Source organism: Cellulomonas sp. NPDC058312 (assembly GCF_042880135.1).
In the GTDB taxonomy this organism is placed as follows: Bacteria; Actinomycetota; Actinomycetes; order Actinomycetales; family Cellulomonadaceae; genus Cellulomonas.
Genome location: NZ_JBHVZE010000001.1, coordinates 37,328 through 62,090 on the forward strand (window position 1 = coordinate 37,328; position 24,763 = coordinate 62,090).

The 24,763-nt window shown below is 69.3% G+C and carries 20 protein-coding genes; 14 read left to right on the forward strand and 6 right to left on the reverse strand.

The genetic code is table 11. The features are described 5' to 3' along the window. The first annotated feature begins 157 nt into the window (after window positions 1–157). Genes ACFVXN_RS00190 through ACFVXN_RS00200 form a run of 3 tightly spaced genes read left to right on the forward strand, consistent with a single transcriptional unit; the run spans window position 158 to window position 2,410 of the window. Window positions 158–544: a hypothetical protein gene (locus tag ACFVXN_RS00190; protein ID WP_389225431.1), complete on the forward strand. Its 387-nt coding sequence runs from the start codon at window positions 158–160 to the stop codon at window positions 542–544. Continuing rightward, window positions 541–1,836, forward strand: coding sequence for a S8 family serine peptidase (locus ACFVXN_RS00195; RefSeq protein WP_389225434.1), 1,296 nt, complete (start codon window positions 541–543; stop codon window positions 1,834–1,836). Before ACFVXN_RS00190 ends, ACFVXN_RS00195 begins: the two co-directional genes overlap by 4 nt. Further along, on the forward strand, window positions 1,829–2,410 hold the full coding sequence (locus tag ACFVXN_RS00200) for a hypothetical protein (protein WP_389225437.1): 582 nt from the start codon (window positions 1,829–1,831) through the stop codon (window positions 2,408–2,410). The genes ACFVXN_RS00195 and ACFVXN_RS00200 overlap by 8 nt, the downstream gene beginning before the upstream one ends. On the opposite strand, the gene ACFVXN_RS00205 is transcribed toward ACFVXN_RS00200, so the two are convergent. Next, the gene (locus ACFVXN_RS00205; protein ID WP_389225440.1) at window positions 2,343–2,810 is read right to left on the reverse strand and encodes a hypothetical protein; all 468 of its coding nucleotides are present in this window, start codon (window positions 2,808–2,810) and stop codon (window positions 2,343–2,345) included. The genes ACFVXN_RS00200 and ACFVXN_RS00205 overlap by 68 nt on opposite strands. Before the next feature lie 396 nt (window positions 2,811–3,206). Between ACFVXN_RS00205 and ACFVXN_RS00210 the strand changes: the two genes are divergently transcribed. The 7 genes from ACFVXN_RS00210 (at window position 3,207) to ACFVXN_RS00240 (ending at window position 11,883) form a co-directional block, all read left to right on the forward strand. After that, window positions 3,207–3,917 (forward strand): LytR/AlgR family response regulator transcription factor, encoded by a 711-nt coding sequence (locus ACFVXN_RS00210; RefSeq protein WP_389225442.1) that lies wholly within the window; start codon window positions 3,207–3,209, stop codon window positions 3,915–3,917. Window positions 3,918–4,136: 219 nt separating this feature from the next. Next, complete coding sequence (locus ACFVXN_RS00215) at window positions 4,137–6,527, forward strand: glycoside hydrolase family 3 N-terminal domain-containing protein (RefSeq protein WP_389225444.1); 2,391 nt, start codon at window positions 4,137–4,139, stop codon at window positions 6,525–6,527. Between the two features lie 86 nt (window positions 6,528–6,613). After that, complete coding sequence (locus ACFVXN_RS00220; protein ID WP_389225447.1) at window positions 6,614–7,051, forward strand: hypothetical protein; 438 nt, start codon at window positions 6,614–6,616, stop codon at window positions 7,049–7,051. Between the two features lie 54 nt (window positions 7,052–7,105). Continuing rightward, window positions 7,106–10,042, forward strand: coding sequence for a glycoside hydrolase family 3 C-terminal domain-containing protein (locus ACFVXN_RS00225; protein ID WP_389225450.1), 2,937 nt, complete (start codon window positions 7,106–7,108; stop codon window positions 10,040–10,042). 4 nt (window positions 10,043–10,046) lie between these two features. Beyond that, window positions 10,047–10,652, forward strand: coding sequence for a hypothetical protein (locus ACFVXN_RS00230; protein ID WP_389225453.1), 606 nt, complete (start codon window positions 10,047–10,049; stop codon window positions 10,650–10,652). 101 nt (window positions 10,653–10,753) lie between these two features. Next, window positions 10,754–11,311: a Panacea domain-containing protein gene (locus ACFVXN_RS00235; RefSeq protein ID WP_389225456.1), complete on the forward strand. Its 558-nt coding sequence runs from the start codon at window positions 10,754–10,756 to the stop codon at window positions 11,309–11,311. Then, on the forward strand, window positions 11,308–11,883 hold the full coding sequence (locus ACFVXN_RS00240) for a hypothetical protein (protein WP_389225459.1): 576 nt from the start codon (window positions 11,308–11,310) through the stop codon (window positions 11,881–11,883). The genes ACFVXN_RS00235 and ACFVXN_RS00240 overlap by 4 nt, the downstream gene beginning before the upstream one ends. A 93-nt stretch (window positions 11,884–11,976) precedes the next feature. Here ACFVXN_RS00240 and ACFVXN_RS00245 read toward each other — a convergent pair whose 3' ends face one another. The 5 genes from ACFVXN_RS00245 to ACFVXN_RS00265 form a co-directional block, all read right to left on the reverse strand. Continuing rightward, window positions 11,977–13,086 (reverse strand): substrate-binding domain-containing protein, encoded by a 1,110-nt coding sequence (locus ACFVXN_RS00245; protein ID WP_389225462.1) that lies wholly within the window; start codon window positions 13,084–13,086, stop codon window positions 11,977–11,979. 90 nt (window positions 13,087–13,176) lie between these two features. After that, the gene (mmsB, locus tag ACFVXN_RS00250) at window positions 13,177–14,472 is read right to left on the reverse strand and encodes a multiple monosaccharide ABC transporter permease (protein WP_389225465.1); all 1,296 of its coding nucleotides are present in this window, start codon (window positions 14,470–14,472) and stop codon (window positions 13,177–13,179) included. Window positions 14,473–14,515: 43 nt separating this feature from the next. After that, complete coding sequence (mmsA, locus tag ACFVXN_RS00255) at window positions 14,516–16,063, reverse strand: multiple monosaccharide ABC transporter ATP-binding protein (RefSeq protein WP_389225468.1); 1,548 nt, start codon at window positions 16,061–16,063, stop codon at window positions 14,516–14,518. 235 nt (window positions 16,064–16,298) lie between these two features. After that, complete coding sequence (locus ACFVXN_RS00260) at window positions 16,299–17,111, reverse strand: ATP-binding cassette domain-containing protein (RefSeq protein ID WP_389225471.1); 813 nt, start codon at window positions 17,109–17,111, stop codon at window positions 16,299–16,301. A gap of 4 nt (window positions 17,112–17,115) precedes the next feature. Further along, on the reverse strand, window positions 17,116–18,291 hold the full coding sequence (locus tag ACFVXN_RS00265; protein ID WP_389225474.1) for an ROK family transcriptional regulator: 1,176 nt from the start codon (window positions 18,289–18,291) through the stop codon (window positions 17,116–17,118). A gap of 1,424 nt (window positions 18,292–19,715) precedes the next feature. Between ACFVXN_RS00265 and ACFVXN_RS00270 the strand changes: the two genes are divergently transcribed. The 4 genes from ACFVXN_RS00270 (at window position 19,716) to ACFVXN_RS00285 (ending at window position 24,669) form a co-directional block, all read left to right on the forward strand. Beyond that, window positions 19,716–21,362 (forward strand): hypothetical protein, encoded by a 1,647-nt coding sequence (locus tag ACFVXN_RS00270; RefSeq protein ID WP_389225477.1) that lies wholly within the window; start codon window positions 19,716–19,718, stop codon window positions 21,360–21,362. Next, window positions 21,349–22,323: a hypothetical protein gene (locus tag ACFVXN_RS00275; RefSeq protein WP_389225480.1), complete on the forward strand. Its 975-nt coding sequence runs from the start codon at window positions 21,349–21,351 to the stop codon at window positions 22,321–22,323. Before ACFVXN_RS00270 ends, ACFVXN_RS00275 begins: the two co-directional genes overlap by 14 nt. Continuing rightward, complete coding sequence (locus ACFVXN_RS00280) at window positions 22,320–23,396, forward strand: N-6 DNA methylase (RefSeq protein ID WP_389225483.1); 1,077 nt, start codon at window positions 22,320–22,322, stop codon at window positions 23,394–23,396. The genes ACFVXN_RS00275 and ACFVXN_RS00280 overlap by 4 nt, the downstream gene beginning before the upstream one ends. Window positions 23,397–24,009: 613 nt before the next feature. Further along, complete coding sequence (locus ACFVXN_RS00285) at window positions 24,010–24,669, forward strand: hypothetical protein (RefSeq protein WP_389225486.1); 660 nt, start codon at window positions 24,010–24,012, stop codon at window positions 24,667–24,669. Window positions 24,670–24,763 lie beyond the last annotated feature (94 nt).

Below are 24,763 nucleotides of genomic sequence, written 5' to 3' on the forward strand. Positions count from 1 at the left end.
TGACCCGCGACGGCCGTCCGCGTGGTCGTCCACAGGCGCGGGTGACACTGGCGGACCCGTCGTGACCTGTGGGTTAACCTTCGACCGGTTCCGGACCGCGTGCAGGTCCGGGCGGCGTCGCAGGGGGCGACACACGGATGCTGAGGCGGAGGACGACGTGGCCGGCGAGGTCGACTACCAGTACGAGGAGCTGCAGGGCAGCGTGAGCCGGTTGCTCACGATGCACGACGACGTGGCGACGCTCCGGTCCCAGCTCGAGGCGCGGGCGGCGGACGCCGCTCCGGGGTCGTGGCCCGACATCCCCGGCGTGCAGGCGTTCGCCGGGCGCTACTACCACGCGGTGTCCTCGGTCGGCGGCCGGATCGCGAGCATCGAGCAGTCGTTGGAGTCCGCGCGGCTCGCGCTCGCCGAGAGCATCCGCGCGATGCGGGACGTCGACGCCGCGCAGCAGGAGGCGCTCAACCGGATCGCGGCCCAGCTCGACGTGGTGCCGTCGGCCGTGCCCGTCAGCGCGGAGAGCTCCGTGCACAGGTCGATCTCGTGACCCGCGGACGCCGCCGGTCGCTGCGGTGGGTGCTCGCCGCGGCGGTCGCCCCCCTGATGGCGCTGGCGCCGGGCGCCGCGCAGGCCGCCACCGACCCGTCCGACGGCGGGCTCTGGTACTACTCGGCGACGGGCATCGAGCAGCTGCACCAGGCATCGACCGGGTCGGGCATCACGATCGCCCTCATCGACACGTCGGTGAACCTCGCCGCCCCGGACCTCGTCGGGGCGAACGTCTCCGTCCGCGAGCCCGGCTACTGCACGGACGGCGAGACAGCGCCCGCCGACTCCACGCACGAGCGCGCCCGGCACGGCACGCAGATGGCCTCGCTGATCGTGGGCACCGGTGCGGGAACGGACGGCGAACCGGGCGTCAAGGGTGTCGCCCCCGGCGCTGAGGTCGAGGTGTTCACGCTCGGGCTCGACGAGAACTTCGCGTCGTGCAGCCCCGCGGACAGCTCCCGGGCGTTCCAGGACGCCGCGGCGAGCGGGGCCGACATCATCAGCGTCTCGGCATCCCTCGACCTCACCGGTGAGGACATGCTCGCGGCCCTGCGAGCGGGCGCGGTGGTCGTCGCCTCGGCGGGGAACGAGGGCTACGTGGACGGGACGCCCGCCCTGTTCAACGGGGTGGTCACCGTCGGTACGTTGACGCCCGACCTGCAGCTGGCGGACGGGAGCCCGCGAGGCGGTGGCGTCGACGTCGTCGCACCGGGCGCGGAGATCCGTTCGATCGCCGGCGACTGGCGCCGCTACGGGCGGGGGACGGGCTCCTCGGACGCGGCGGCATTCACCTCAGCCGCCCTCGCACTGGCCATGTCCCGCTACCCGGACGCGACGCCGAACCAGATCCTCCAGTCCCTCGTGCGGACGACCGACGGGACGCTGCACGAGCCCGTCGTCGCCGACGTGGCCTGGGGCTACGGCACGGTCAACGTCCGGCAGCTGCTCGAGACCGACCCGAGCGCCTTCCCGGACGTGAACCCCTTCATCGACGACGGTGTGGACGCCTGGCCGTCGGTCGCCGAGATCGACGAGGCCGTCGCAGGTGTCCCCGCGACCGCTTCGCCGGCGCCGTCGTCGACCTCCGAGCCGGTCGGCGAGGCCGAGCCGCCCGTGGCAGACGCCGGCGAGGAGCCCGCGGGCTCGGTGTCACGCCTGCCGGTGATCCTCGGCGCCGTCATCGCGGTCCTCGTCCTCGGCGCGGGAGCTGCGGTGGTGCTGGCCCGGCGCCGTCCGGGTGCGCACCCCCCGGCGGCACCGGACCTCGACGAAGGAGGACACCGTGGGTGAGTACGCAGCCCAGCTCGGTCGCACGCTCGACGCCGACCTGAGCGCCGTGCAGCGGCAGCACGACACGTTCGGCGCGGGTCACATCGCGACCGGCGAGACCGCGTCGCAGCTCGGGGACGTCTCGACCGGCCTGGAGTACCTGATGCGCGGGGCGGCAGGGGAGGCGGCGCACGCGACGTTGTCCGGGCTCGCCGGTGACATCGAGTCACTCGCGCACGACCTGGCGATGCTCGCGTCGGCCGCCGAGCAGGCGCGCTCCGCCATCGCCGACGCCAAGGAGGACTACCACTCCCTTCCGCGCGGCACGGTCACCCCGGCCGAGCGGCGCGAGCTCACCCAGGCAGGCCTGTTCGAGGCGCCGGGGTCCGCGACCGGGCTCACTCCCGAGCTGCTGGCGGCGCAACGCGAGCGCGCCCGCGAGCAGGCGGCGTCGGCGGCGCTCTCCGCGCTCGACGGCAGGCTCGGTGTGATCGACCTCCGGCTGCAGGTCGAGGAGGAGCAGTTCGTCACATCGCCTCGGAGACGGCGCAGACCACGGGCGTCTGCGCGCCGGACCACTGCGTGCCGGAGATGACGGCGATCTGGAGCAGGCCCGTCTGCGGGATGCCCCGTTCCCGGGCGTAGTCGACGACGGCGCCCGAGCACGAGGCGGACGCGTAGCCGTGGACGACCTGCTCGGCGGGCCGAGCCTCCGGGGCGCCCGCGCCCACCGTCGTCACCTGCTGCACCGGCACGCTGCCCGGCACGTCGCACGCCGCGACCGCGACCAGCCCGTCCTCGGTGCTGGTGCCGGCGATGCAGTGGTCGGTCGTCACGTCGCCGAACGGCACCCGCTCGACCAACGCCGGGTCGCTGACGCCGACGGGCATCTCGGTGCTGTGGTCCTGGGCGGCGCCGCAGCCGGCCAGCACCACGCACAGGCCGATGCCGACGGTGACGCGTCGCGCGACGGACGCGCGGGCGCCAGGTGCCATGTCTGTCCCCGTCCGTCCTGCCGCGACCGGTGCGCGACGTGCTCAGCCGGAGGCTAGGTGGAGCGCGCCGGCCCTCAGCAGTCGTCCGCTGCGCGCGGCGCACCTCCGGCCAGGACCGGCGGTCTCGCGGCGCCCGTCTGCGTAGCCGAGCCCCGGCTGCTCCGTGGCGAGAGGTCACGACTCGCGGGCGCGCCGGCGCTGCGGCCAGCGAGTCGTGACCTCTCGACGCCGGGGCGGAGTGAGCGGCGGGGGGTGGCGTGGGCAGCGTGGGCGGCGCGGGGACAGCGCGCGCGCCGGCACCTACCCGGGCGCGTCGGCGCTCCTGTCCCGTAGCGGCTGAGTGGTCGTCCGCGTGCCAGCGTGGCTCGCGTCTCGTCCGGCGAAGGGGTGTCCCGCGTGTTCCAGATCGGTGTGGTCGACGACCAGCAGCAGGCCCGTGACCAGCTCACCTCGCACCTGCGGCGGTTCCAGCAGGAGCAGGGGGTGGCGCTCGGGGTGCGGACGTGGTCCGACGGCGCGGACCTCGTCGAGGGGTACCGGCCGGAGCTCGACGTGCTGTTCCTGGACGTGGAGATGCCGCGCACGGGCGGGTTCGCGGCGGCGCACGCGGTCCGGGCGGTGGACCGGCGGGTGGCGATCGTGTTCGTGACGCGGATGGCGCAGCTCGCGATCCGGGGCTACGAGGTCGAGGCCCTGAGCTACCTGGTCAAGCCGGTGCCGTACGGGGCGTTCGCGCAGGAGCTGGGGCGGGCGCTGCGGCGGGTCCGGCGGGCGCCCGCGACGGACATCCTGCTGCCGACGTCGCGGGGGATCGCCCGGGTCGACCCGGCGGACATCGTCTACGTGAGCAGCAGCCGGCACCGGATCACCGTGCAGGCGGTGGGGCGCCGCCACGTGTTCTCGGGGACGTTGACCGGGATGGAGCAGCAGCTCGCGGGGCGGGGGTTCGTGCGCTGCCACACGAGCTTCCTGGTGAACCTGCGGCACGTGCACGCGATCCACCGGGCGACCTGCGTGGTGCTCGGGGGCGAGGAGCTGCCGGTCAGCCGGGGGCGGCGGCGCGCGTTCCTGGAGGCGATGACCGACCAGGTGGGTGCGGGCGGCTGACCGTCCGTGCGCGCAGTTCGACCGTTCGTGCCGACGGGCGTCGCCGTGTCGGACCCCGTCGCTACTTTTGAGTAGCAGCCGCGGGCCACCTGGACCGGGGCGGCGACCGGTTCGTGAAGTGCGCGACGTGGCGCACGGACCGGTGCGTGTCCCCGGATCGGCACAGGGGGACGCGCGCCGGGGCAGCGGACCGGGTCGGACGGTGACACGGGAGAGTCGATGACGACGACAGCAGGACGGATCCGCGGCGGGTCGGCGGGGGCGAGGTCCACGGCGGCGTTCGCCGGCCTGGCGGTGCTCGCGCTGGCGGGATGCACCGCCGGCACCCCGGAGGACGACAGCACCGGGAACGCGTTCACCACCCGCGAGGTGACCGACGGCACGACGGCGTTCGTGGTCGTCGACAACCCCGGCGACGGGCCGACGCTGTCCTACGGCGCGGACAGCGGCGTGGAGCTGCTGACCGAGGAGGTCGACGGCGCCGAGCAGGCCTTCAAGGACATGAACGCCAACGGCACGCTCGACGTCTGGGAGGACTGGCGCGAGACCCCGCAGGTCCGCGCGGCGGCGCTCGCGCAGGACCTGTCGATCGAGCAGATCGCCGGGCTGATGCTGTTCAGCTCGCACGAGCGGTCCCCGGCGGACGGCCTCACCGCGGCGCAGAAGACGTACCTCGAGGACTCGCGCCTGCGCAACGTGCTCAACGCCGGCCCGAACGACGTGGACGCCAACGTCACCTGGTCCAACGCGATGCAGGCGCACGCCGAGTCGCTGGCCAGCGAGGACGAGCCCTACGTCCCGGTGAACTTCAGCTCGGACCCGCGCTCGACCGCCGGGTCCGGCGGCTACAACTCCGAGGGCGACGACATCTCGCGGTGGCCGTCCAACCTGGGCCTCGCGGCGACGTTCGACGACGCGACGATGGCCGCGTTCGCGACGATGTCCTCGGCGGAGTACCGGGCGCTCGGCATCGCGACGGCGCTCAGCCCGCAGATCGACCTGGCGACCGAGCCGCGTTGGCTGCGGGTCGACGGGACGTTCGGGGAGAACGTCGAGCTGACCAGCGCGATGGCCGCGGGCTACGTGGACGGCTTCCAGAGCTCCACGGGCGTCGACGGATGGGGCCCGGAGTCGGTCAACGCGATGATCAAGCACTGGGCGGGCGACGGACCGGGCGAGGGCGGCCGCGAGTCGCACCGGAACTCCGGCAAGTACGGCGTCTACCCGGGCGACAACTTCGACGCGCACACGCAGGCGTTCCTCGGGTCGCTGGACTCCGCGGCGGTCATGTCGGCGTACTCGGTGGCGCTCGACGCGAACGGCGACGCGCTGTTCGAGGACCGCACCGGCGCCGCGTACGACACCACCCGGATGGGCCTGCTGCGGGACGCCTACGACGGCGTCGTCGTCACCGACTGGGGTGTGACCGCGGGCGGCGCGACCGACCCGGACGCGACGTTCGGCATGGCGTGGGGCGTCGACGACCTCACCGTCGACGAGCGGCACTACGCGATCCTGCGCACCGGGCACGACATGTTCGGCGGCAACAACGACGTCGAGCCCGTGCTCGCGGCGCACGCCCTGTGGCAGGCGGACTTCGAGGCCGGCGAGAACGACGTCGACGCCGACACCCGGTTCCGCCAGACCGGCACCCGGGTGCTCACGATGATGTTCCAGCCAGGCCTGTACGAGAACGCCTACCTCGACCTCGACGAGTCGCGGGCGGTCGTCGCCAGCGCGGACAAGGTCGACGCGGGGCTGCAGGCGCAGCGGGACTCGGTCGTGCTCCTGAAGAACGCTGCCGGCACCGTCGCGCCCACCGAGGACGCGCAGTGGGCCGACGCCACGGCGTACGTCCCGCGCTCTTACAGCACCGGGTTCGACGGGGTGTTCGGCCCGGCCGAGTACGTCGAGGGCCCCGGGCTGGACCTGGAGGTCGCCGAGCAGGTGTTCGGCACCGTCGTCACCGACGAAGCGGTCACCGACGCGGACGGCCGGGTCACCGGCTACACCGCGCCGGACCTCAGCGACGTGGACGTTGTCCTGGTCGGCATGAGCAGCCCGAACAACGGTGGCACGTTCACGTCGGCCGGCGAGGACACCGCGACCGGCGAGTGGTACCCGCTGTCGCTGCAGTACCGCCCGTACACCGCGGACGGCGAGCACGTCCGGCCGGTGTCCATCTCCGGCGACGTCGCCGCCGACGGCACCCGCGAGAACCGGTCGTACCTCGGCCGCACCTCGCGGATCGCCAACGAGGCCGACCTCGACGCGTTCGAGCGCGCCGTCGCGGCCGTCGAGGCCAGCGGCCGGGACATCCCGGTCATCACCGTCCTGAAGGCCAACAACCCGACGGTGCCGACCGAGTTCGAGGCCGCGTCCGACGCGATCGTCGTCGGGTTCGGCGTCGGTGATCGGGCGCTGATCGAGGTCGCGCTCGGCCTGCACGAGCCGCAGGGCCGGCTGCCGATCGGGTTCCCCGCGTCGATGGACGCCGTCGAGGCGCAGCTCGAGGACGTCGGCGAGGACACGGAGCCCTACGTCGACTCCGCCGGCCACGCGTACGCGTTCGGCTTCGGGCTCGACTTCTCCGGCCCGATCACGGGCTGACCCCCCGCCGGCGGACCGCGGGGCACCACCCCGCGGCCCGCCGGCACCACCGACCCCCAGCAGGACCAGAACCACGAGGAGCAGGCATGAGGACCACGGGTGTGCGGAAGAACAGGGCGATCGGCGCGGCCGTCGGGCTGCTGATCGCGGTCACCGGCGCGGCGGCGCTGACCGCGTGCGGCGGAGGCGGCGACGGGTCCGGCGGTGCGTCGACCGGCGCGTCCGACAGCACGACGGTGGACGTCGACGTCGCCGAGGACCTGCAGAACGCGCGGACGGCCGTGGCCGACGCGCTCGCCGAGGACGACAGCTGGGCGCAGATCATGCTGGCCAGCGACGTCGACGCGCCGACGGTGAAGTACGGCCTGCTGGTCGTGCCGTACACGTTCTCGGACGCGGCGTCCCGCGTGCAGGGCACGGTCACGATCACCGACGGCGCGTACACGATCGAGGCCGACTCGGCCGCCACCGACCGGACCTGGCAGATCGACCAGGACGGCGCCATCACCGAGGTCACGGGGTAACCGGCCCCGCCCTCGCCCGTCCCGATCCCGCACGCCAGCCCCAGGAGGACCGCAGTGAAGCGCCCGGCGCCGTCGAAGAACCCGATGTCGAACAAGAAGTACCTGCTCATCTGGGTGCCCGTGCTGGCCACGGTCACCGCGCTGACGGTCGTCGCGAACGTGGCGCTCGACGTCGCCGGCGGGTGGGTGGCGTCCCAGCTCGGGTCGGGCACCTACGCGTTCACGAACGCGCCCGAGGCCGCCGGCTGGGACACCACCTACTCGGCGTCCCGGTACGGCAGCCTCGACGAGGTCGACGCCGCCGCGGAGGCGCTGGTCGAGGAGATCGCGGCCGGCGGCATCGTGCTCGCGAAGAACGCGGGCGGCGCGCTGCCGCTGGACGCCGGGGCGCGGGTGACCCTGCTGGGTCGCGCGGCCGCGGACCCGGTGTTCGGCGGCTCGGGCTCCGGGTCGGTGGACACCAACTCCGCGGTGACCGCCCGGGCCGGGCTGGAGAACGCCGGGTTCGCGGTCAACGGCACCGTGCTGGACGCCGTCGCGGCGTTCGCGGACCAGCACCCGCGCGGCTACATCGAGATGGACAACCCGGAGGCGTCGACCTACCTGGTCGGCGAGCTGCCGGTCGCGCAGTACGAGGCGCACGCGGGCACGTTCGCGGACTACGGGGACGCGGCCGTCGTGCACATCGGCCGCCCCGGCGGCGAGGGCGGCGACCTGACCCAGGACATGACGGACTGGGACGAGAACGCCGTGCCCGGGCAGCACCAGCTGGAGCTCAACCAGGACGAGCGCGACCTCGTCGCCCTCGCGACCGCGCGCTTCGACACGGTGGTGGTCGTGGTCAACGCCTCCACCACCCTCGAGCTCGGCGACCTCCAGGACGACCCGGGCGTCGACGCGATCCTGCTCGCCGGCTCCCCGGGCGCGACCGGGCTGAACGCGCTGGGCAGCATCCTGTCCGGCGAGGTCAACCCGTCGGGCCGTACCGCGGACCTGTGGGCCGCCGACTTCACCGCGGACCCCACGTACCCGAACTTCGGCGACTTCGTCTACGAGAACGTCCAGGCGTCCTACCCGGTGTCGTCGCTGGAGACCGCCACGTCGAACGCGACCATCACGACCGACGCCCCGTTCGTGCACTACGCGGAGGGCCTCTACATCGGCTACCGCTACTACGAGACCGCCGCGGCCGAGGGGTTCCTCGACTACGACGAGGCGGTCGTCTACCCGTTCGGGCACGGGCTGAGCTACACGGACTTCGCCTGGCGCGTCGTCGACACGCAGCCCGGGGAGGTCGACGGCACGATCGCCGTGACCGTCGAGGTCACCAACACCGGTGCCGTCGCCGGCCGGGACGTCGTCGAGCTGTACGTCTCCGCCCCCTACACGCGGGGCGGCATCGAGAAGGCCGAGGTCGTGCTCGGCGACTTCGCCAAGACCGGCGTCATCCCGCCCGGCGGCAGCGAGACCGTCACGCTCGAGCTCGCCGTCGAGGACATGGCGTCCTACGACCACCAGGAGCACCGCGCCTACGTGCTCGAGGCCGGCGACTACGTGCTGACCGTGCGCACCGACTCGCACACGGTCGCGCCGGGCACCGAGCCGATCACCTACACGGTGGACGCCGACGTCGTGTACGCGGGCGACGACCACCGGGCGAGCGACCGCGCGCCGGTCACCAACCACTTCGACGACGTCTCCGCCGCGTTCGCCGCGGAGGCCGCCGGGGGCACCGTCCGGCCGATGTCCCGCGCGGACTTCGCGGGGACGTTCCCGACCGCGCCCACCCCGGAGCAGCACGTCGCGTCCCCGGAGGTCGTCGCGGGCTTCGCCGCCTGGGACGACGCCGCGGCCGCGGGGGAGCTCGACGGCGACGCGCCCACCACCGACGCCCGGTCGGAGATCGCGCTCATCGACCTGCGCGGCGCCCCCAAGGACGACCCGCGCTGGGACGACCTGCTCGACTCCCTGTCCGTCGGCGACATGACGGACATGCTGCTCAACGGCGCGTACCAGACCGCCGCGATCGGCTCGATCGCCAAGCCGCAGACCGTCGAGCCCGACGGCCCCGCCGGGTTCTCGTCGTTCATCAACTCGTCCATCAACGGCGTCGCCTACCCGTCCGAGGTGCTGATCGCGCAGACCTGGGACGCCGACCTCGGTGCCGCGATGGGCCGGACCCTCGGCGAGGAGGCCCTGCACAAGGGCATCAACGGCTGGTACGCCCCCGCGGTGAACCTGCACCGCTCCCCGTTCGGCGGCCGGAACTTCGAGTACTACTCCGAGGACCCGGTGCTGTCCGGCGTGCTCGCCACCGCCGTCGCGAACGGTGCCGCGGAGAAGGGCGTCTACACGTTCCTCAAGCACTTCGCGCTCAACGAGCAGGAGACCAACCGGGTCAACAACGGCGTCGCCACCTGGGCGACCGAGCAGACCATCCGCGAGCTCTACCTCAAGCCGTTCGAGATGGTCGTCAAGGGCGTCACCACCGACGTCCGCTACCTCGCCGACGACGAGGGCACCCTCGCGGAGACCACCGTCGGCGCCGGCGGCGTGATGAGCTCGTTCAACCGGATCGGCGCGACCTGGGCGGGTGGCTCCGAGGCCCTGATGACCACGGTGCTCCGCGAGGAGTGGGGCTTCGAGGGCTTCGCGATCTCCGACTTCAACCTGTACCCGTACATGAACCCGAACCAGGGGGTCAGCGCCGGGACCGACCTCACGCTGACGTTCCAGCCCTCGAAGTCGTTCAGCGACACCACGTCGGCCAAGGCGGTGTCCGACATCCGGCAGGCCACGCACAACATCCTGTTCACGGTCGTCAACTCCAACGCCATGAACGGCCTGGCCCCGGGTGCGACCGTCGACTACACGCCGCCGACCTGGGTGGTCGCGCAGATCGTCGGCACCGCGGTGGTCGGGCTGCTCGTGCTCGGCGGGACCGTGATGGTGGTCCGGCGGGTCCGCCGCACCCGGTCGATCGCGGGCTGAGCGCGTGCTCACCCGGGTCACCGAGGCCTGGGGGCGGTTCGCCGCCCGACGGCCGAGCACCGCGCAGTTCGTGGTGTTCCTCGTGGTCAGCAACGGCATCACGGTCCTGCAGCTCGCGCTGATGCCCGCGCTGCGCTGGGTGTTCGCCGGGACGTCCCTGGTGTCGACCACGTTCCAGGTCTGGTCCGTCGGCACCAACCCCGACGGCACCCCCTACTACGTGTTCGACTACGCCGCCGGGGCCCTCCCCGGCGGCGGGGGTGGCCTGGCGTACTTCCTCGCCGTGCAGATCACGCTGCTCATCGCGCAGGTGATCAACTTCTTCGCCCAGCGCCGGATCACGTTCCGGTCGAACTCGTCGGTGCTCCGCGCGGCGTGCTGGTACGCCATCGCGTACGTCGTCATCACGCTGGTCGCCGCCGCGCTGCAGGGCGTCTACAAGGCGCCCGTGTACGCGCTGTTCATCGACACCTGGGGGCTCGGCGCCACGGGGGAGACCCTCGCGGACTTCGCGACGATGATCGTGAACGCGGCGGTGTCGTTCTGGGTGTTCTTCCCGATCTTCAAGGTGATCTTCCGGGTGGTGCCGGAGGAGGTGGGGCCGGAGTGAGGACCGGGTCGTCTTCCTCGAACGGGGGTTCGCGTGTCAGTCCGAACCGCTACTGTCGATCCGTCAGCCACGATCGCGCGCAGCGAGGAGGAGGTGCTCCGGTGACCACGGCGATGCAGATCGCGAACTGGATGTTCGCCCGGGCGGCCGCCTCCGGTGTCCGCAACATGAGCAACATGAAGCTCAACAAGATGCTGTACTTCGCTCAAGCGCACCACCTCGCCGCCACCGGTACCGCACTGTTCGACGACGACGTCGAGGCGTGGGACCACGGGCCGGTCGTCTACGACGTGTACTCCCGGTTCAGCCGGTTCAAGAGCGACCCGATCCAGATGGACGACGTCCCGGCGGCGCCGGAGCTGGGCGAGGTCGCCGAGGACGTGCTGTCGCAGGTGTGGGCCATCTACGCGGACAAGACGGCCTCCCAGCTGCGGGCCATGTCGCACGACGACCCGCCTTACGTCGACCACTACACGGGCACGCACCGCACCGTGATGCCGGTGAAGGAGATCCGCGACTACTACCACCGGGGCGCGCCCGCCGGGGAGCACGTCATCTCGGCGCACGTCGACTACGTCGACGAGCAGGACGTCGCGGCGCTCGACCGTGCGTCGACACCTGAGGCCGTCGCGAAGGCCGTGGCCTACCTCCTCGCATGACCGACACCATGCGCACCGGCGTCTCGTCGGCGTGCCCGTGGGAGGCGGGCGTCCCGTGGGACGACGGCGGCGGCATGGAGGCGTTCGACTCCGGACTCGCCTCCGCGAACGTGTGGCTCACGAAGGCGGGGGCCGCGCACCGGACAGGCAGGGTCCGCACCCACGTCCTCGTGCGCGGCGCAGCCTGCTGCGGGTTCTTCTCGATGCGGCAGATCACCGTCCGCGGTGCCTCGGAGGAGAAGGACGAGGTGGCGAGTCACCTGGTGTGGGTCGCGCTGGACGTCTCCCACCACGGCGCGAGACTCGGCAAGCGACTCGTGCTGGAGTCGCTCGCCGCGTCGGTGCGGATCGCCGATCAGAGCCCGTTCCGCTACATCGTCCTCGACGTGGCCGTGGACGCCTCCGCGCATGTCCGCGCGATGTACACCCGGATGGGTTTCGTCGAGGCCGGCGCGGGTTCGCCGCGGCTGCGGATGAAGGTCTCGACGGCGCGCCGACTCGTGGAGGCCGCGTGCGCGGCGGGACTGGTTCCCGTGACGTGGGCGCCAGCGGCGCCGCCGATCGGCGCCTGACGCCGAGCGGCGCGCTCCGGCGGGGAACGCGCCGAGGGCGGGCCCGGCGCTCCCGGACCCGCCCTCGGCGTGCGTGCGCCTGCCCCCGGGGCGTCAGCCCTGGGTCAGCGGGAACAGCGTCTCGTCGTCCTTGTAGACGTCGGCCGCGTTCTCCTTCGTGACGATCACCGGCGTCAGCAGGTACGACGGGACGACCTTGACCCCGTTGTCGTAGGACTCGGTGTCGTTGATCTCCGGCTCCTCGCCCTTCTGGAGCGCCTGGATCTGCTTGATGGTCTGGGCGACCAGCTCGCGGGTGTCCTTGTAGATGGTCGAGTACTGCTCGCCCATCATGATCGACTTCACCGACTCGACCTCGGAGTCCTGGCCCGTGACGACGGGGGTGTCCTTGCCGGCCTGGGCGACGGCGGTCAGCGCCGCGCGGCCGAGGGTGTCGTTCGGGGACAGGACGCCGTGCAGCTCCACGTCGCCGTAGGTGCCGGACAGGATCGTGTCCATGCGCTTCTGCGCGTTCTCGGCCTTCCAGCCCTGGGTCGCGACCTGCTCGAACGACGTCTGGCCGGAGACGACCACGAGGGTGCCGTCGTCGATCTTCGGCTGCAGGACGCTCATCGCACCGTCGAAGAACGGCGTCGAGTTCGCGTCGTCCGGCGACCCGGCGATCAGCTCGATGTTGTACGGGCCCTCGCCCTTGCGCTCGGCGAGGCCCTGGAGCAGCGCCTCACCCTGCAGGACGCCGACCTGGTAGTTGTCGAACGCCACGTACATGTCGACGGCCTCGGTGTTCTTCACCAGGCGGTCGTACGCGATGATGCTGGCGCCGGAGTCGGCCGCCGCCTCGAGCTGGGAGCCGAGCTGCGAGCCGTCGATGGCGCCGACCACGATGACGCTGGCGCCCTGCTCGGTCATCGCCTGGATCTGGTTCTGCTGCTCGGTGACGCCGCTGTTGGCGAACTGGACGATCGGGTCGAAGCCCGCCTCGGTGAGGCCGTCCTTGAACAGCTGCTCGGCGAGCACCCAGTTCTCGGACGTCTTCTGCGGCAGGGCCACCCCGATGGTGGCGTCGGCCGCGAAGCCCCCGCCCGCCTCGGAGGTGGAGTCGGTCGGGTCGGTGGTGGACCCGGCGCGCTCGGACGAGCAGCCGGTGAGCAGCAGCGCTCCGGCGGCTCCGGCGGCGACCAGCGCCGCAGTCAGCTTCTTCATGGGTGGTGTCACTCTTCCTGGTCGGGCACCCGCCGTTGGGTGCGGTCGAGCGCCGTGCCGGGGGTCGGCACGGGTCAGAACGGGATGAGGTCAGCCGCGGGCGAGGGTCTCGTTCTGCGACACGGGCACGGCGCCGGTGCCGGCCCCGCTGTCGTCGCTGCCCGGCAGCTCGGGGCCGCCGCGTCGGGCGCCCTTCATCAGCAGCCCGATGATCGACGGGCGGCCCTGGACCTTGTTGTAGACGTCGAACGCGACGGCGGCGAGCAGCACCAGGCCCTTGATCATCTGGGTGCTGTCGGAGCCGACGCCCATCAGCTGCAGGCCGTTGTTCAGCACGGCCATCACCAGGCCGCCGATCAGCGACCCGACGACCGTGCCCACGCCGCCGGAGACCGCCGCGCCGCCGATGAACACCGCGGCGATCGCGTCGAGCTCCCAGTTGGTGCCGTCGAACGGGCCGGAGGCGGTCGACCGCCCGATGAACACGATCCCGGCGAGGGCCGCCAGCACGGACATGTTCATCATGACGAAGAAGTTCGTCCGCCGGATGTTGACGCCCGACAGCGCCGCCGCGACCTTGTTGCCGCCGACCGCGTAGACGTGCCGGCCGGTGATCGTGCGGCTCGAGATGAACCCGTAGAGCAGCACGAGGACCCCGAGGATCACGCCGGACACCGGGAACGACGTGCCGACGCGACCGCTGCCGAACAGCCACGTCGCGTAGGCGATGACGAGCGCCAGCGCGCCGACCCGGACCACGGACACCCAGGTCTCGACGGGTGTGCCGCCGAGCTTGCGGGCCGAGCGCCGCCGGCGGGTCTCGCCGTAGACGACGCCCGCGACCGCGAGGATCCCGAGCAGCAGCGTCCAGTTGTTCAGGCCGGTCGCGGGGCCCCACTCGGGCAGGTAGCCGGCGCCGAGCGTCTGGATCTCCTCGGGCACGGGCACGGTGTTGGACTTGCCGATGTACTGGTTCGCGCCGCGGAAGAACATCATCCCGGCGAGGGTGGTGATGAACCCGGGGATCCCCACGTACGCGACCCAGAACCCCTGCCAGGCGCCGATCACGGCGCCCACCGCGAGGCCGAGCACGATGCCGAGCCACCAGGGGATCCCCCAGTCGCGGATCGCCAGCGCCACGATGATGCCGACGACCGCGGCGACCGACCCGACCGACAGGTCGATGTGCCCGGCGATGATGACCAGCACCATCCCGATGGCCAGGATCAGCACGTACGAGTTGCCGTTGATGATGTTCTGCGCGTTCGTCGGCGTGAGCACCTTCCCGCCGGTGGCGATCTGGAACACGAGCACGAGCGCGATCAGCGCGAACACCATGCCGAACTGGCGGGCGCCGCCGCCGAACAGCTGCTTGAGAGACGTCATCGTCCGGTCGTCCTTCGCTGGTTCTCGGTCAGGTGGTGAGTCGTCAGGTGGTGAGGGCGGGGGTGGTGCCGGTCATCAGCCGCATCAGGGACTCCTGGTCGGCGTGCGCCCGGTCGAGCTCCCCGGTGATCCGGCCCTCGAAGATCGTGTAGATCCGGTCGCACAGGCCGAGCAGCTCGGGCAGCTCGGAGGAGATGACGACGACGCCCTTGCCGGCGTCGGCGAGGCGCTGCACGAGCCCGTAGATCTCGTACTTCGCGCCGACGTCCACGCCGCGGGTCGGCTCGTCGAGGATCAGCAGGTCCGGCTCGGGGAACATCCACTTGCCGAGCAGCGCCTTCTGCTGGTTGCCGCCGGACAGCTTGGCCACGCCCTGCCGGACCGACGGCGTGCGGATGTTCAACGACTTCCGGTAGTGCTCGGACGCGAGGAACGCCTTGTCCGTGTCGAGCACCCGGTTCCGCGTGATCCGCCGCAGGTCCGCGGACACGATGGTGTCGAGGATGCTGTCCAGCAGGTTGAGGCCCTGGACCTTGCGGTCCTCGGGGACGTAGGCGATGCCGTGGTCGATGGCCTGCTGGACGGTGTGCAGCTCGACCGGGGTGCCGTCGACCAGGATCTCCCCGCGGCGGAACCGCCCGTAGGACCGGCCGAAGACCGACCGCGCGAGCTCGGTGCGCCCGGCGCCCATGATCCCCGCGAACCCGACGATCTCCCCGTGCCGGACCTGGAAGGCCGACCCCTTGCAGACCATGCGGCCGGCGACCTGCGGGTGCTCGACCCACCAGTCCCGGACCTCGAAGAACGTCTCGCCGATCTGCGGGGTGTGGTCGGGGAACCGGTGGTCCAGCGACCGGCCGACCATGCCGCGGATGATCCGGTCCTCGTCGACCTCGCCCGCGGCGGCGTCCAGCGTCTCGACGGTCTTCCCGTCCCGGATGATCGTGATCGAGTCGGCGATGGCCGCGATCTCGCCCAGCTTGTGGCTGATCATGATGCTCGTCATGCCCTGTGCCCGGAGGTCGCGCAACAGGTCCAGCAGGTGCGCGGAGTCCTCCTCGTTGAGCGCGGACGTGGGCTCGTCGAGGATCAGCAGCCGCACGTCCTTGGACAGCGCCCGGGCGATCTCGACGAGCTGCTGCTGGCCGACGCCGATGTTCTTGACGAGCTCGTCGGGGGACAGGGTCAGGTCGACGCGCTTCATCAGCTCCGCGGCGCGCTCGCGGGTGGTGTCCCAGTCGATGCCGAGCGGCCCGGAGACCTCGTTGCCGAGGAAGATGTTCTCCGCGATCGACAGCTCGCCGATGAGCGCGAGCTCCTGGTGGATGATGACGATGCCTGCGCGCTCGCTGGACTTGATGTCCTTGAACCGGACCTCCTCGCCGCCGTAGACGATCGCGCCGTCGTAGGTGCCGTGCGGGTAGACGCCGGACAGGATCTTCATCAGCGTCGACTTGCCGGCGCCGTTCTCCCCGCAGATCGCGTGGATCTCGCCCTGACGCACGACCATCCGGACGTCGTCCAGGGCCTTCACTCCCGGGAAGGTCTTGGTGATCGACCTCATCTCGAGGACGACGGGGCTGTCCGCCATCGGTGCTGCTCCCTGTGCCGCGCTGCACGGCCGGCGTCGTCGCCGGTCTTGTCGAGCTCGGTTGGACGCTAGGACCGCCGCAGGCTACGCGTCAACCTCTGAAGGCAACCGGCGTGGTCGGCGTTATCGATTCGCAACCTGGGGGTCGTCGGCGGTCCGGATGTGGTCAATGCGGGCGGTCGCGACTGGTTGCCGACAACTTCTGAAGGCAAATGCCGGCCGCGGTTGAAGCCAGTCAGCGCGTCGCCCACGCCGGACGGACCGGTCGGGTGGCCCCGGCGATGGCGCCGATGATCTCCTCCGGCGCCGACGTGCCCGCGTCGAACGACCCGTTGTTCCGGCCGTGCCGCAGCACCTCGATCCGGTCCGCGACGGCCCGCAGGTCGGCCAGGTTGTGGCTGATGATGACCACGCCCAGCCCCATCGCCCGCAGCCGCTCGACCAGCATCAGCACCTCGGCGGTCTGCACCACCGAGAGCGCGGCCGTCGGCTCGTCCAGCACGAGGATGCGGGGCCGGGTCGTCAGGGTGCGCGCGATGGCGACCGCCTGCCGCTGCCCGCCCGACAGCTCGCGCACCGGCGTCCGCACCGACGGCACGGTGATCGTCAGGTCCCGCAGGATCTGCGCGGAGGCGAGCTCCATCCCGTCGATGTCCATCGGGCTGTGCCGCGAGGCGCGCAGCTCGCGGCCGAGGAAGATGTTCGCCGCCACGCTGAGGTTCTCGCAGAGCGCGAGGTCCTGGAACACCGTCGAGATGCCGAGCGCGTGCGCGGCCGCGGGGTTCGGGATCGACGCCGGCTCGCCCTCGAGCACCACGGCGCCGCTGTCCGGCTGCAGCACCCCGGAGACGATCTTCGCGAGCGTCGACTTGCCCGCGCCGTTGTCCCCGACCAGCGCGACGACCTCGTGCGCGTGCACCCGCAGGTCCACCTCGGTCAGCGCCTCCACGGCACCGAACCGCTTGGTCACCCGCCGCACGTCGAGCAGCGGCGGGCCGCCCGCCCGGGGCCGGTCCTGCGTCGTCGTCCACTCCACGTCGAGTGCCACGGTCTCAGTCTCCGTCCGGCCGGCCGTGCGGTGACAGGGTCGTCCGGGTGCTCTCCAGGGCGAGGAGCACCGCGCCCATCGCCTCCGCCCGGGGGCCGAGCTCCGCGGCCACCACCTCGAGCGGGGCGATGTGGTTCAGCGGCACGCGCCGCCGGATCGCCTCCCGCATCGGGCCGATCAGCAGCTCCCCGGTCTCCGCGAGCTCCCCGCCGACCACGACGCACTGCGGGTTCACGGCGATCGCCAGCCCCGCGACCACGGCGCCGATCGTGGCGCCCGCGTCCTCGACCACCTGCCGGCACCCCGGGTCGCCGTCGTTGGCGAGCGCGACGATGTCCCGCAGCGTGAGGCTGCCGCGGCTCGCCCGGAGCACCTCGATCAGCGCGGGCGCGCCGACGACGGTGTTGAGGCAGCCGCGGCTCCCGCACAGGCAGACGACGCCCTGCGCGTCGACCTGGACGTGGCCGATCTCGCCCGCCGTCCCCGCGAAGCCGCGGTGCAGGTTCTTGTTCAACGACACCCCGGCGCCGGTGCCGTGCGACGCGCGCACGTACACGGAGTCGCGGAAGTGCCGGCTCGCGCCCAGGCGGCTCTCGGCGAGCGCGCCGAGGTTCGCGTCGTTGTCGACGAACACGGGCACGCCCAGCCGCTTCGCCATCACCTGCGCGACCGGCGCGTCGTCCCAGCCGCGCAGGATGCCCGGGACCGAGACGGTGCCGGTCTTCGCGTCCACCGGGGCGGGCAGGCCGATGCCGATGCCGAGCAGCTCGTCCAGCCCGGAGCCCACCCGCTCCAGCAGCTCCACCAGCAGCAGGGCCGCCCGGTCGAGGCTGGTGTCCGCGCGGTGCTCGTGGGGGAGGGGGAGCGCCTGCTCGACCAGGACCTCGTGCGCCGAGTCCGTCAGGGTGATGCTCATGTGCCGGGTGCCGACGTGGACCCCCGCGGCCAGGCCGGTGCGGTGCACCATCGTGACCTGCATGGCGCGGCGGCCGTTGTAGACCGTCGCGCGGACGTCGACCTCACCGGCCTGCTGGAGCTCGCGGACGATGTTGCTGACCGTCGCGGCGCTGAGCCCGGTGGTCGCCGCCAGCTCGACCTGGGTGAGGCCGCCGTAGCGGCGGATCGTGTCGACGACCGTGGCGCGGTTGGCCTCGCGCAGGGCGGTCTGGGAGCCGGCCATGTGTGGGGCCTCCCGTCTGTGCCTCGATACTGTGACGGAGGATACCCGCGCTGCGACCGTAGACGACCGCACCCTCGGGCTCGAACGCTAGAGGCGCGCCCTCGAATGGGGCCCGGTGCGCCTTCGCTGCCTGAGGCGATGGGCCGGAGCTCAAGCCGACAGATGCGTCACCAAGGCTGGCGTGGAAGGTGACGTGGGAGAGCGGACACCTCGTAAGCACTCGCGTTCCCGCAACCTGTGGGACGTCGTGCACGAGATCGCCTGTGGAGCACACATCGCATGGCGTACGCTCCTGGCACGTCCGTTCGCCAGGGCTCGAGAGGACCCGGAATGAGTTCTGCCGAAGTTCTGGAAGTGCGTTCCTATTTTTCTATGTTGGGTATCTGGCCCGCAACACCTCGAATCGTACGGCCCGACGAGTGGCTCAACAACTTCGAGGCAGCGGAGCAGGCGCGAGCCGTAGCGCTGCTAGACGCCTTCGTGTTCTTGAACGAAGACCTGACGGAACACCTATTTCGCGCCGCGGTTCGCACCGCCTTTGCGCGTCTAATTGGTCCCGGAGTGGCATATAGTGCCGCGAAGGTCGCTTGGCGGAAGTTTCTCGAAGAGATAATCGTCACGTTCCCTACCGGTGAAAAGCCGAACCCTGCTGATTCTGGTAGAGCATACGTTCGGCGAGTTCGCCGAACGTTCGGAGTGCGCGAGAACCAGCTGATGGAGCCCGAAGCGGCGGTGTACGCGGCCAGGGACTCGGCTCGGCCGGTGATGTTCGTCGATGACTTTGCAGGCTCCGGAACCCAGTTCCTAGAGACATGGCATCGACCCGCGCCTCGGAGCGGCTCGTCCTTGAGCTTCTCGGACCTGGACGAACCGAGGGGCGCGCCAGTGTTCTACGCACCCAGCATTTGCACCCAATTGGCGAAAGACAAGATCAGCGACAAAGCGCCAATGGTTCAAGTGGTTGCCGCCCACCTACTCCCGCACCGAGCATCGCTTCTACACCCGGAATCCCCGAGTATCCCCGAGGAGTTGCGTCCTGGGATGGAGGACTTCGTTCTGAAGGTAAGCGAGCGGGCAGGAATTCCGTCGAGCGAGGCGCGAGGTTTCGCGAACCTGGGCCTGGGTGTAGCTTTCAACGACTCAATACCGGATGCCACTTTGCCCATCTTTCGTGCAAGTACCGATACTTGGCGGCCACTCTTCCCGGGGGTGCGACTCGCGTGACTGAACTTCTGACCGAAATCAGCAGCCACTTCGGAGCGGCTCGCGCTGAGTACTTTGAGGGCGACGCTCTCTACGACCAGTTTACGCGGCCGAGTTATTGGCCGGAGCTCCGAACGCCACGGCCATGTTTCCTGGTTGGGGGTCGAGGAACCGGGAAGACCACAGTGCTAAGAAGCCTGTCTTATGAGGGTCAGAGCAGAATGGAAGGACCCGATGTCGGGGCGTGGGATCACATCGGCCTCTATTGGCGTATCGACACAAATGTGGTCGCGGCCTTCGCTGGCGGCCGGGTAGAGCGCGACGAGTGGTCACGCATGTTCGGACACTACATCAACCTGTCCTTGGTTAGTCAACTGTTGGACTTCTTGTCGTGGGCTCGCAGCCAGGACAGCATCGATTACTCTGGCTCCGAGATTGAACTTTCCGGAACAGCGCTCGCGCTGCAATTGAAGGATACGCCGGGTGACCTTGAGGACTTCAGGAGGAAACTCAAGGAAAACCTGGTGGCATTCGAGGCGGACGTCAACAATATCGACGACGGCAAGGTGCCGCGCCTGTCGATCCAGGGTCGTCCCATCGTCGAACTTGTGCGCAGCATCACAACGATCGCTCCCTTCAAAGGCAAGACGGTGTACTTCCTTCTTGACGAGTTTGAGAATCTTAGCGATTACCAGCAGCGGTGCTTCAACACGCTCATCAAACACTCAGGCGACGCCCCGTACACATTCAAGGTGGGCGTGAAGGAGACTGGTCACCGCGAAGTCGGCGTAGCACACTCGAGCGAGACGCTGATCGAGCCTTCAGACTTTGTCACGATCGACATCAGTGATCGACTAAAGAAGCACGATTTTGCTGCGTTTGCTGATAGCGTCTGTACGCAGCGACTTTCACGCATCGCCGAATTTCAGGGATCAATGCAAGACGCTCTCCCCAAGGTCACAGCAGAAGACGAGGCACGGATTCTCGGCGCACAGCAGCGCCGTCAGCAGGTGAGGGCGCAGATCGGCAATGCCGAGCGTCGCCGTCAGTTCGATCAGTGGACGGATCTACAGGCCGTTTTCGTCGGCTACTGGTCCGGTGCAATGCGTGTCACCGTGGATGATGCAATCGACGAGTTCGTGCTCGAACCGTCACTGTGGCGCAAGAGGCTCAATAATCATCAGAACGCGATGCTGTTTACTCTGAGGCGCGGAATGGTGGGGCAGAGGAAACTGTATGCAGGCTGGGAGACCTTCGTCGCTCTTGCCGAGGGCAATATACGATATTTGCTGCAACTCGTCGGCGAAGCGCTCTCACGCCACATTGCGGACGGGAAGCAGTTGACCGCTCCGGTGTCCCCAGAGATTCAGACAGCGGCAGCGCAGCAGATCGGGCTTCGCATTCTGAAGCAACTCCCCGGCATGGCCGCTCAAGGGGCTCAACTCGCCAAACTGGTCCTCGGGCTGGGACGAGTCTTCCAGGTTATGGCAAGTCAGCCTGAGGGGCACACGCCTGAAATCAGCCAGTTCCGGACCGAAGGCAGCCCTAGCCAAGAGGCGCAGGAGTTGCTAGACGCTGCCGTAATGCACCTCGCCTTGGTCCGCTTCCCGGGCGATAAGCGTGCTGCCAACTCTGGCGAGACCAGCGACTGGAACTACATGCTCCATCCGATATTCGCGCCGTATTTCGTGTACAGCCACAGGCGCAAGCGCCGCATGACCGTAAGCTCGCGGGACTTAATAGCGTTGACCAAGAACCCCAGTCCTACAATCGGCAAAATACTACAAAAGCACAGCCGAAACGATAGAGCTGAGCCGCTTCCCGAGCAGCTGGACCTGTTCGAAGGATTCTACGGTGCCGCTTATTGATGAGCCGCTGCTCACCTTCGAGTACGCACAGGGTTCCTTCTACCCGGCTCCCGGCTCTGGGTATATTCATGGTGCGACAGGTGAGGAGCGCGCAGGCCTACCGACTCCATGGCTTGACGAGCTTCGCCGTCAGGGTACGCGAATATTCTCTGTCGTCGACGAGTCGCGGGACGCTTTCGATGTTGAGGATAGCGGACGCCGTACTCACGTGTCACTGCGGTCCGCTCAGGAAGTGCAACGGTTTGTCGCGTCACTCCCCGGCGCAGTCTATTTGGACATAACGGCACTTACGCATCCGACCTGGGCGCGGATTTTGGCGGCACTCGTCGTCGATAGAGATGAGCACTACGTCGTATATTCAGAGCCACTGCGATATGTAAGGCACGCGAATCCCGCTCACGGAATAATCTACGACCTTTCCGAGCGGATCGAGGGTATCGCGCCCCTTCCGGGTTTTGCGCGGTTCGCCGGTCCCGTCTCAGATGAAGGCAACGTAGTGGCCCTTCTGGGGTTCGAGGGCGCCCGCCTTGGGTACTTGATCGAACGACTCCAGGTTTCACTGACCAACGTGGTTCCTGTCGTGGGCGTTCCGGGCTTTATTCTCGGTCACCCGTTCGAGTCGCTCGCTGGGAACCGAGACGTTTTGACAAGCGACTACGTACATGGGCGGACACGATACGCGAAGGCGAATTGCCCTTTCGACGCGTTTCATCAAATTCATTCGGCGTTTGAGGACGGCGCGTGGGAGTATGGTCGCGTCGCGCCGATCGGTACAAAGCCTCACGGGGTCGGCGCTGTCCTCTATGCGCTGAGTCATCCGAAAGAGGTGGAACTCGTCTATGATCACCCTGTTCGGTCGGCTAAGCGGAGTCAAGGCAAAGGAAGAGTGTGCGTGTACAGCACCGGGGCGTTTTGCCGGTCGGACCTGTTCCTTGCTTCGAATCCAGGTGCCGATTCGTGATTGACGTGCACTATACGCCGAATTGGCTGGCGAAGGCGATGATCGAACTGTTGCCCGAGGGCACGTCGAGTGTCGGTGATTTCTGCATGGGGGAGGGCGCGCTCCTTGAGGCCGCGGAGGCGCGTTTTGGGCAAGCGGCGGCGTATTTTGGAAGCGATATCGATGCGCGAGCAGTAAGGCGCGCGCGCGCTGCCCATTCGAACTGGGTTGTGAGTTTGGCGGATCTGCTTTCGGTTTCATCGCTGAAATCGAGTCGCGCATGGTCTCCGGACTCGTTTGATGCGATTGTGCTCAACCCTCCGTTTAGCTACCGTGGCGGATCGGGTGCGCTTATCGCGGTTCCGGCGCTGGGAACGATACGAGCGAGCCCGGCCGTGGCATATGTCGATAATGCTCTGCGAGCTCTCGCTCCGGGTGGGACGGCGGTGCTGCTGCTACCTGCCAACACGCTGTCGTCGGAGAGGGATCGCGCTTGGTGGGCGTACGCGAGAGGTCGCTGGTCGGTCACCGTTGAGTTAACGAGTGGGCCGCGGGATTTTCCAGGGGTAGTTGCTCGTATGGCGGTCGTGCGCCTGTCGCCGAGGCTCGACGGTGTCGCTCTTGCATCGGATCCGATGCAAGCCGAATCCGCATGGGGTCGTCCGCTCTCGATCGTTCGGGGTCGCGTTCCGGTGCATTCATTGGGTCGCTTCTCCGTGGGTAGCGACGACGGCGTCCCGTTTGTGCACTCAACGGATCTTCGAGGCGACTTGCAGATCCACGGCCGCCCGCGCGTCGTGGCGCGGCTTGGAACTCGAGGGCCGCTCGTTCTTCTGCCCCGGGTCGGGGCCTTGAAGCAGGAGAAGATCGTAGTGTGGGTCGATGCGGCCCCGATTGCTCTGAGCGACTGCGTCTTCGGGCTTAGAGTTCCGGTCGAGCAGGTTGTCATTCTGGCCAAACAACTTCGTGATCGTGCGGACTTGATTTCAGGTCGATACGGTGGATCGTGCGCCCCGTACCTCACGATCAGTCGGCTGTCCGAATTGCTCTCCGAATTAGGCTGGGATCCGGCGCACGTTGGGGCGCAAGCTTGATGGAAGGGTTTGTGGTGCGTGGCTGGAGTGAGCTGCTGCCGCCTAGAGATACAGCGGACTTGACTCGCCGGGTGGGGTTTACCACCGACGGAGTGCTGTGGCGGCGCTTCATCTGGTTTCACGCGCCCCCGGCTACCGCGTGCCACTGGGGCGTTGGCTTCTGACAACGACGCGTTCCCGACCCAGTTAGCGGTGGGAGGAAGTGCGATAGCGCTTAGCGTCCCATAAACGGGGCTCGGCGCTCTCGGAGCCAGGGATCCCAGCACGGTCAGTTGCTCACGCTGAGCTGTGGTTCGCGATCACCGGGTGGGGCGACCTGCTCCCGTCCCGGGCGGGCGGCGCACGGACGATCGGTGCGGCACCGCGCGAGGGTCGCGCGCCCGCATGGCAGATCGCCATCGCCATCGCCATCGCCGCCGACGACGACCGCTTTGGCGAGGTCTCCCTGCAACACCCCGACGACCTCACGATCAGTACGTACGCGGACGGCTGGGATCTCGTCCGGCAATGCCGCGCTGACCTCGACGTGGTCCTACTGGACGCTGGTGCGGCTTCGACACGGCCCACCGCATTCGCGAGGTCGGCCGGCGCCAGCTTCGTCTTCTGCACGCTGATGGCCCAGCTCGCGATCCGCGGGTACGAGGTCGAGGTGCTCGGATACCTGGTGAAGCCCGTCCCGTACGCAGCGTTCTCGCCGAAGCTCGGCAGCTGGTACGTGGTAGCCGTCGAGCTTGACTTCGCCGTTCGCGATACGAGCGACCTGAACAGCCTGCATGGTGGCTTCAACGGCGTCGACGCCAAGGGTTTGGACCGCGACGCCGATCCAGAACGACGGCACCGTCGGCCAGCGGCTCAACTACCTGAGTCCCGACGGCGAGGAGGCGTAGCCGGGCAACCCCGACGTCCAATTCGCCGATACGCTGACCCGCGACCAGAGGTTCGAGATGCACTAACCGCGACGACGGACGCCCCGACGGTCGTGAACATGACGAGCACCTACTGGAACCGCCAAGGGGAGGTCATGTCGTCGATCTTGAACCACGAACTCACCCTGGCGGCCAGCGCCTACGCGCCGGTCGACTCCGGATTGATCCCCACCGGGAAGATGGCGGAGATGTTTGGGCAGGTTTACGACACAACTGGGTGCTCGACTGGCCCGAAGACGGCGGTTTGCAGCGCGCCGCCCGGCTGCGCAACCCCCGACTTCGGGCGGGCGCTGCCGACGTACACGAACGGGCTCGGCATCCAGTACTACACGGGCAGTCGTCCTTGACGCGACGCTCGTCGTCACCGGCGGGTACGTTTACCGGGAGTCCGAAGGGCTGGCGCTGGAAACCCAGCACTTCCCGGACTCGTCCAACCAGCCG